General features: G+C 38.3%; 7 protein-coding genes. 3 read left to right on the top strand and 4 right to left on the bottom strand.

Annotated elements, in window-relative coordinates:
* Window positions 1-835: AGE family epimerase/isomerase (locus tag AAC037_RS16690; RefSeq protein WP_339904140.1), on the top strand; the 835-nt coding region annotated here is incomplete at its 5' end.
* A gap of 109 nt (window positions 836-944) precedes the next feature.
* The gene (locus tag AAC037_RS16685; protein ID WP_339904139.1) at window positions 945-2,666 is read left to right on the top strand and encodes an FAD-dependent oxidoreductase; all 1,722 of its coding nucleotides are present in this window, start codon (window positions 945-947) and stop codon (window positions 2,664-2,666) included.
* Between the two features lie 93 nt (window positions 2,667-2,759).
* On the opposite strand, the gene AAC037_RS16680 is transcribed toward AAC037_RS16685, so the two are convergent.
* Window positions 2,760-4,043 carry an acetylxylan esterase gene (locus tag AAC037_RS16680; protein WP_339904137.1) on the bottom strand — a complete coding sequence of 428 codons (1,284 nt, stop codon included), beginning with the start codon at window positions 4,041-4,043 and terminating at the stop codon, window positions 2,760-2,762.
* Between the two features lie 511 nt (window positions 4,044-4,554).
* Here AAC037_RS16680 and AAC037_RS16675 point away from each other — a divergent pair.
* The gene (locus AAC037_RS16675) at window positions 4,555-5,013 is read left to right on the top strand and encodes a cold shock domain-containing protein (RefSeq protein WP_014022859.1); all 459 of its coding nucleotides are present in this window, start codon (window positions 4,555-4,557) and stop codon (window positions 5,011-5,013) included.
* Between the two features lie 261 nt (window positions 5,014-5,274).
* On the opposite strand, the gene AAC037_RS16670 is transcribed toward AAC037_RS16675, so the two are convergent.
* The 3 genes from AAC037_RS16670 to AAC037_RS16660 all read right to left on the bottom strand — a co-directional run.
* Window positions 5,275-5,790: a 5'(3')-deoxyribonucleotidase gene (locus AAC037_RS16670; protein WP_339904136.1), complete on the bottom strand. Its 516-nt coding sequence runs from the start codon at window positions 5,788-5,790 to the stop codon at window positions 5,275-5,277.
* The gene (locus tag AAC037_RS16665; RefSeq protein ID WP_339904135.1) at window positions 5,787-6,386 is read right to left on the bottom strand and encodes a hypothetical protein; all 600 of its coding nucleotides are present in this window, start codon (window positions 6,384-6,386) and stop codon (window positions 5,787-5,789) included. The genes AAC037_RS16670 and AAC037_RS16665 overlap by 4 nt, the downstream gene beginning before the upstream one ends.
* A 216-nt stretch (window positions 6,387-6,602) precedes the next feature.
* Window positions 6,603-6,870, bottom strand: a 268-nt coding sequence (locus AAC037_RS16660; protein ID WP_339904133.1) for an aminotransferase class III-fold pyridoxal phosphate-dependent enzyme, incomplete at its 5' end; no start/stop codon positions are given.

Below are 6,870 nucleotides of genomic sequence, written 5' to 3'. Positions count from 1 at the left end.
ATATAATATATTTTCCGATTGCTTTGCAGCCATGGCTTTTGCTGCGCTAAACAAGGTGGCCCCAAATGAAGCCTACGCTTCCATTGCAGTGCGTACTTTTGAGAACATTCTAAAGAGAAAAGACAATCCAAAAGGGATTTACAACAAAACATTTCCCGGAACAAGGGATTTAAAAAGTTTTGCCCTGCCTATGATACTGAGCAATTTAACGCTTGAAATGGAGTCGTTGCTAGATAAGGAAAAGGTTGAAGAATTGGTGCCTACAGTAATCCATGAAGTGATGGATGTTTTTTATCAGGAGGAATCCGGCTTGATTTTGGAAAATGTGAACTTGGATGGAAGTTTTTCTAATTCCCATGAGGGAAGGTTAACAAGTCCCGGTCATGCCATAGAGGCCATGTGGTTTATGCTAGACCTAAGCCAAAAGTATAAGGATGAAGATTTGTGTCAAAAAGCCATAGCAACAGGCTTGAAAACCTTGGAGTATGGCTGGGACAAAGCGTATGGAGGGATTTACTATTTTTTAGATATTTTGGGACATCCCTCGGAGAAGTTAGAGTGGAACCAAAAATTGTGGTGGGTCCATTTGGAAACCTTGGTGTTTTTATCAAAAGCTTATGCTATCACAGGCAATAATGATTGTCTTCAATGGTTTTATAAGGTACATGATTATACCTGGAATCATTTCAAAGACCCTGAATCTCTCGAGTGGTTTGGTTACCTGGACAGGTATGGTAAAATCCAGCTGCCCCTCAAAGGAGGAAAGTGGAAAGGATGTTTTCATGTACCAAGAGGGCTGTATCAGGTTTGGAAAAGCCTTGAAAAAATTCAATAGTTAATGTGAGTCCTTAGTCCGGCAATTGGTTAGGAAGTGAATGCATTCCGGAAAAGAAAACAATGGCCGGATTTGGGATTAATTCTAAGCAAAATATAATATTGAGACAATGAATAGAAGAAACTTTATGGGCAAGGTGGTAATGGGTGGAGGTACCCTTGCCACGGCTACACTTTCAGGTTTACCGGCACATGCCAACCAAGGAGCGAAAAGTGTTCAAATAAACGAAAGTGGCAAAGTATTTAAGGCAGATTTAATCATTGCAGGAGGAGGATTGGGGGGGTGCTCAGCTGCTTTTGCAGCCCTGAGAAATGGCCTGACTGTGGTAATGACCGAAGAGACAGATTGGTTAGGAGGACAGCTGTCTCAACAGGGGGTACCGCCGGATGAACATCAATGGATTGAATCACATGGAGCTCCCGAATTGTACAGGGTTTTCAGAGAGAAAATCAGAGATTATTACAAGAGGTGTTACCCTTTAACTCCCGAAGCTGCTTCAAACAAAAGACTCAATCCGGGGGGAGGGTCCGTCTCCCGACTTTGTTTTGAACCTAAAGTAGGCCACCTTGTCTTGCAAGAAATGTTTGCTTCCTATGAAAGTTCTCGTAAACTCATTATACTTAAGCAGCACAAGGTAGAGACTGCCAAAGTCCATGGGAAGAGGGTGCAATCGCTGATTGCTAAAAATACAATTACAGGAAACACCTCATTATTGGAAGGTGAGTATTTTGTGGATGCTACAGAATTGGGAGACTTGCTTCCACTCACAGGTACGGCTTATATCACCGGAAGTGAAGCGAAGGGAGATACAGGGGAATTTCATGCAGGTGTAACCCACCGACCTGAGAACAACCAAGCCTTTACTGTCTGCTTTGCCATAGACTATGTTAAAGGGGAGGATTGGACCATACCAAAGCCTTCTGATTATGAGTTTTGGAAAAATTTTGAACCTCAAATGAACCCTCCCTGGGCGGGAAAAATGCTGGAGCTTAATTACAGCAGTCCTAAAGACTTGAAGCCGAAAGCACTTGGTTTCCATCCGGAAAGTGTGAAAACAGGCAACAGTTTAAATTTGATGGTTTACAGGAAAATTATTGAGCAGAAAAATCATCAACCGGGCTTTTATGAGGGAGATGCTACGCTCGTCAACTGGCCACAAAATGATTATGTGTCGGGTAATATCGTGGATGTAAGTGAAGAAACCTTTAATAAACATGTTGATGCAGGAAAACAGCAGAGCTTGTCTTTGCTTTATTGGCTGCAAACAGAAGCTCCACGTCCTGATGGGGGCAAAGGATGGCCGGGTCTTAGGCTCAGGAATGACCTGATGGGAACTGAAGATGGTTTGGCCAAATATCCCTATGTAAGGGAATCGAGAAGAATAAAGAGTTTGTTCACGGTACTAGAAGAACATGTGGGGGCAGCCCAGCGCGCACAAGTTTCCGGTTTGGAGGGGAAGAATTTAAAAGCTGCGGCATTTCATGATAGCGTAGGAATAGGTTATTACCATATCGATTTACACCCCAGCTGTGGAGGTGATAATTACATTGATTTTGGTTCATTGCCATTTCAAATACCTTTAGGGGCTTTGATTCCTCAAGAAACAGAAAATTTGTTGCCTGCTAATAAAAATATTGGTACCACCCATATTACCAATGGATGCTACCGATTACACCCCGTTGAGTGGAGCATAGGGGAGGCAGTAGGCATGCTGGTGCCCTTTGCGATGAGTAAAAAAGAGCAACCCAAAAACATTCGGGAAAACAGCTCCTTATTAAAGGAGTTTCAATCTTTTATTAGGTCTCAGGGAATTGAAACCAGTTGGCAATAGGGTTAAGTTTTGACCGAAGTATTGTTTTACTAAGAAAAAATGTAAACAGCTTGAAAATCATTTGTTTTCAAGCTGTTTTATTAGGTGTCTTATTTATTTGGCTCCGATTTTTTTAACCAACCATTCGTGACCTTCTTTGCTTTGTTCAGCATAACGCCAGTGTGCGGCATCATGATAAAGCGATAATTCCTTATCTCCGGGAACCACATTGTAGGCAGAATACATAGAGGTAGGAGGGCATACATTGTCATTGAAACCCCAAGAATAAAAGCCGGGGACTTTCACAAATCTTGCAAAGTTTACCACATCATAATACTTAGATGTTTCAATTCGGTCCGGCTGATTGCTCCATTCATCTCTAAATAAATGTGGCCAACCACCGGCTCTACCATGAAGGTAACCCGTGAGGTCAGAAAGGGCAGGGTAATAACTTACCAAATATTTAATTCTTTCATCCAAACCGGCTGTGATAATGGATAAAGCACCTCCTTGGCTTCCACCCATTACCCCAATGTTTTCTCCGTCAAACTCTTCCTGAGCAAAGATAAAATCCACAGCTCTTACACAGCCAAGGTATACTCGCTTGTAATAATATTTGTCTTTATCATCCAAGAAGATGCGGTTATAGTTGGCCAATGCACCTGCTCTTAAGTCCTGATACAATGATGAATTGTATAAATTCACCGGGATTCCATGGATTCCAATTTGAAGGGAGATAACATTTTGATTGATATTGGCACCATAGTAGGGCCTGATTCCGGCACCAGGAACATGCAAGATTGCGGGATATTTTCCAGGTTTCTTAGGCTTGGTTAAGATGCCATAGATTTCCCCACTAATATTTTTAAAGGATACATGGTAAACATTGGTGTGGTGGGTAGATCTTTCTGGAATTAAGGTCAATACAGGCTCCAGAGGTATATCTTTTAAAGCCGCTTTTCCCTTGTCCCAAAATTCTTTAAAATCATCAGGTAAGGTGGTGGTAGGCTGAATTTCTAAAGGTGCTATTCCGGCTGTTCCTGTATTGGTATAGGTTTCTCCATCTTCTCTATAGGTTACTTGACACCTTACAAATCCAGGGACATCAAGTTTTCCTCCTTTTAAAGTAGTTGTTCCCTTTTTTAATATTTCTGTTCCGGTTAATACAGGCTCCATTTTTTCCGGCCCAATTTGATATTCGATTTCGGCCCCTTCGACTAACTGACCGAACTTGTAAATGGCCACATCAAATGATATGTTATCCCCTTTTTCATAAATTTTATCGGTTGATGATGGGCTAACCATTATCCTGATAAGGTCCCCTTGTTGAGATTGAGCAGATACAAATCGGCTGAAGACCAGTCCGATTAATAATAACAATAAAACGTGTTTTTTCATTGAATAATGATTTTGATTACGATTGGTTTTTTGAATTAATAAATTGTCAGGTAATAAAGTTATAAACTAATGCCTTTTAAAGCCAAAAAGTACAATAAATATTCAATTTTTAAAGAAGTCTGTAAGTAATTCATATAGTAGGCCATTCGGTTTCATTCAAGCAAGTGCTGAAAGCCTATTAATTTCTAATATTCCTGAAACCCTGATCTTATTAAGAGGAAGTAGGGAAGGAACGATTTTTTAGGTTAAATAACCTTAAAGTTGGGTTTAGCCCTTCTTTTAAAAATATATTCATGGTATGAAATAGGAATAATCCATTATTTTGGCCAAATTTGTACTTACCCAGAGAAATAATACCCGCTAATTTTATAGAAAGTACCGGATTGACCCGTATTTTTTCACTCCGAAGGTGCTAACGATAATGATAAAATTAGGATGACTTGATTGGTGTTTACTGGATTATCGGTCTAATAACCGACAAAAAAACTAACGTAAGAACAAAAAATAATTTATGGCAAAATCGAAAGAAACTTTTAACAAAAAAGAAAAAGAGAAAAAAAGATTAAGGAAGAAGAAAGAGAAGGAAGAAAAAAAAGAAGCCAGGAAATCTAATTCCAATAAAGGGGGAGATCTTGATGACATGATAGCCTATGTAGACGAAGATGGTAATATCACTTCAACCCCACCGGATCCTACCGTTAAGAAAAAGAAAATTGAGCTTGAAGACATTGAAGTAAGTGTGTCCAAACAAGCTCCAATTGATCCTGAAGATCTAAGAAGAAAAGGAAAAGTTACCTTTTTCAACGAATCCAAAGGTTATGGATTTATTAAAGATCTAGAATCTCAGGATAGTATATTTGTCCATGTGAAAGGACTGGTTGATGATGTCAGAGAAAATGACCAAGTAACCTTTGAAACTGAAAAAACACCTAAAGGTTTAAGTGCCATAGATGTGAAATTGGCAACTTAAGCATTTGTGTTAATTTATATATAAAACATTTTAATTGGGCCAGTTAAATTAACATAGCTGTCATAGTTTTGGTAACTGAAGCCCATTACTCTAATGAAAATCCATTCCCCCTTACCGCTTCTTGGTTAGGATGAATGGATTTTTTTATTTGAAACTATTCTAATGATAGATGCCTTAAATCCAGATGGTATTGCTGAAATTAACTTTGAATAGGCCAATAACGCTACATTGGAATTACAAAGGGCCGATTAAATTTGTGGTTTACAGCAAAATCTGTTTCAATTCCTCCCAGTTTTTAACTCTTTCATGATTTTTCGGGTCGGCATTTTCATTGTGGGGCTGGGAAAATAAATAGGTCTTTCCCTTAAAATAATCAAGGTTTTTAAAGTGATCATCTATCATGATGTCGGTATTGATTATTTCCTTGGAACCACAGAAGACCATTTGTTGCCAAGTAATAAAAGGAAAGTGTTCACTTAACCATAAGTGCTTCTCTCCTAAGCTTAAAGGGAATTCTGTGGCAGCAGAAACTATAAAAATCTTATAAACCTTAGATAACTCCTCAACCACCTGTTTGGCACCGGGAATCAGCGGTGCTGTTTCAAAAAAACCTTTAGTGTATACGTGTTTTAATAGGTGCGGAAATGCCTCTCCTTCTGTTAAACCTATCATATCTTTTTGGTTCAGGCGCTCTCCGGTTTCTGCAAAATGCATGTCAATAAACTGTGTATAAACATCTGCTAAAACCCCATCCATGTCTATGGCGATTGTTTTCATGAATCTTTTTTGTTTAGGGCATCCACCAATTGACGATTGAGTTTTCTCTCTCTTTCCAGGGTGTTTCTTCTGTGTAATTCAAATTCTTCGCGAAGATCCTCTAAGCTTTGTTGAGTTTCAGCAGTCACTTGGTGACTTCTTTTAAACCTGAAGTAGGAAACAATTAGTATTAAAATCAGAAGAATAATTATTCCCCATACCAAATTGTTGTAAAAATTCTTGTGTAATAACATACCAAAAATACTAAAGCTGTCTTTTTCTTCCACAGCTCGGTCAAAATCAGCTTTGGTGGTACTTAGCTTTTGGTTCAAGTCATTTATTTGGGTTTTGTTTTCCTGCAGGGTAGTCTTTAACTCCTGAATGGTAGATTTATACCCATTTAATGAGTCCAGAATATTGGTTCTTAGTTTTTCCAGTGAACGTAATTTAATGACCTTATACTCTTGGTAGTTAGTGGAAACCTTTTTAATATATTCAAACTGTTCCTCAATCGTACCATTCTCTAATTCTGCTGTTGAGGGGCCGGATTGTTCCTGGGCCGATAAGGAAAAGCTTATGAATAAAAATAAGGTGAATAAAAAATGGCGGATCATCATAATACAATTGGTTAATTTATTTATTGTTCTATTCCTAGATTATCAATTTCCGTGCAAAATAAGGAAAATTTAAATTTTATGTTCATTCGCACGGGGTACATTCTTTATCTATATCAGTTAAGCATAAATGCAATGTCAAGAATGTCAATTTAAAATAATTTTTACACCTTCAATTTTTCTGAAAAAACCTAGGGGTGTTAGTTTAATGGTTATTAATTAAACTTCATCTATGGCTTTTAGAATACGTTCACAAGCAATATGAATTTCTTCATTACTTATGGTCAGTGGTGGTGCTATTCTCATGGCATTTTCGCAATATAAAAACCAATCTGTAATTACTCCATCCTCAATGCAACGGTCAATAATAGGTTTCAATATATCAAATGATTCAAAAGCTACTGCCATCATCAGCCCTTTGTTTCTAATCTCCTTAATCTTGGGATGTTTTAACAAGCTCTTAAATAATTCAGCTTTTTCTTCAACT

The organism is uncultured Cyclobacterium sp. (assembly GCF_963976465.1).
Classification (GTDB): Bacteria; Bacteroidota; Bacteroidia; order Cytophagales; family Cyclobacteriaceae; genus Cyclobacterium.
The sequence above is the reverse complement of the archived record's forward strand: the minus strand, read 5'-3'. Positions and strand labels throughout refer to the sequence as shown.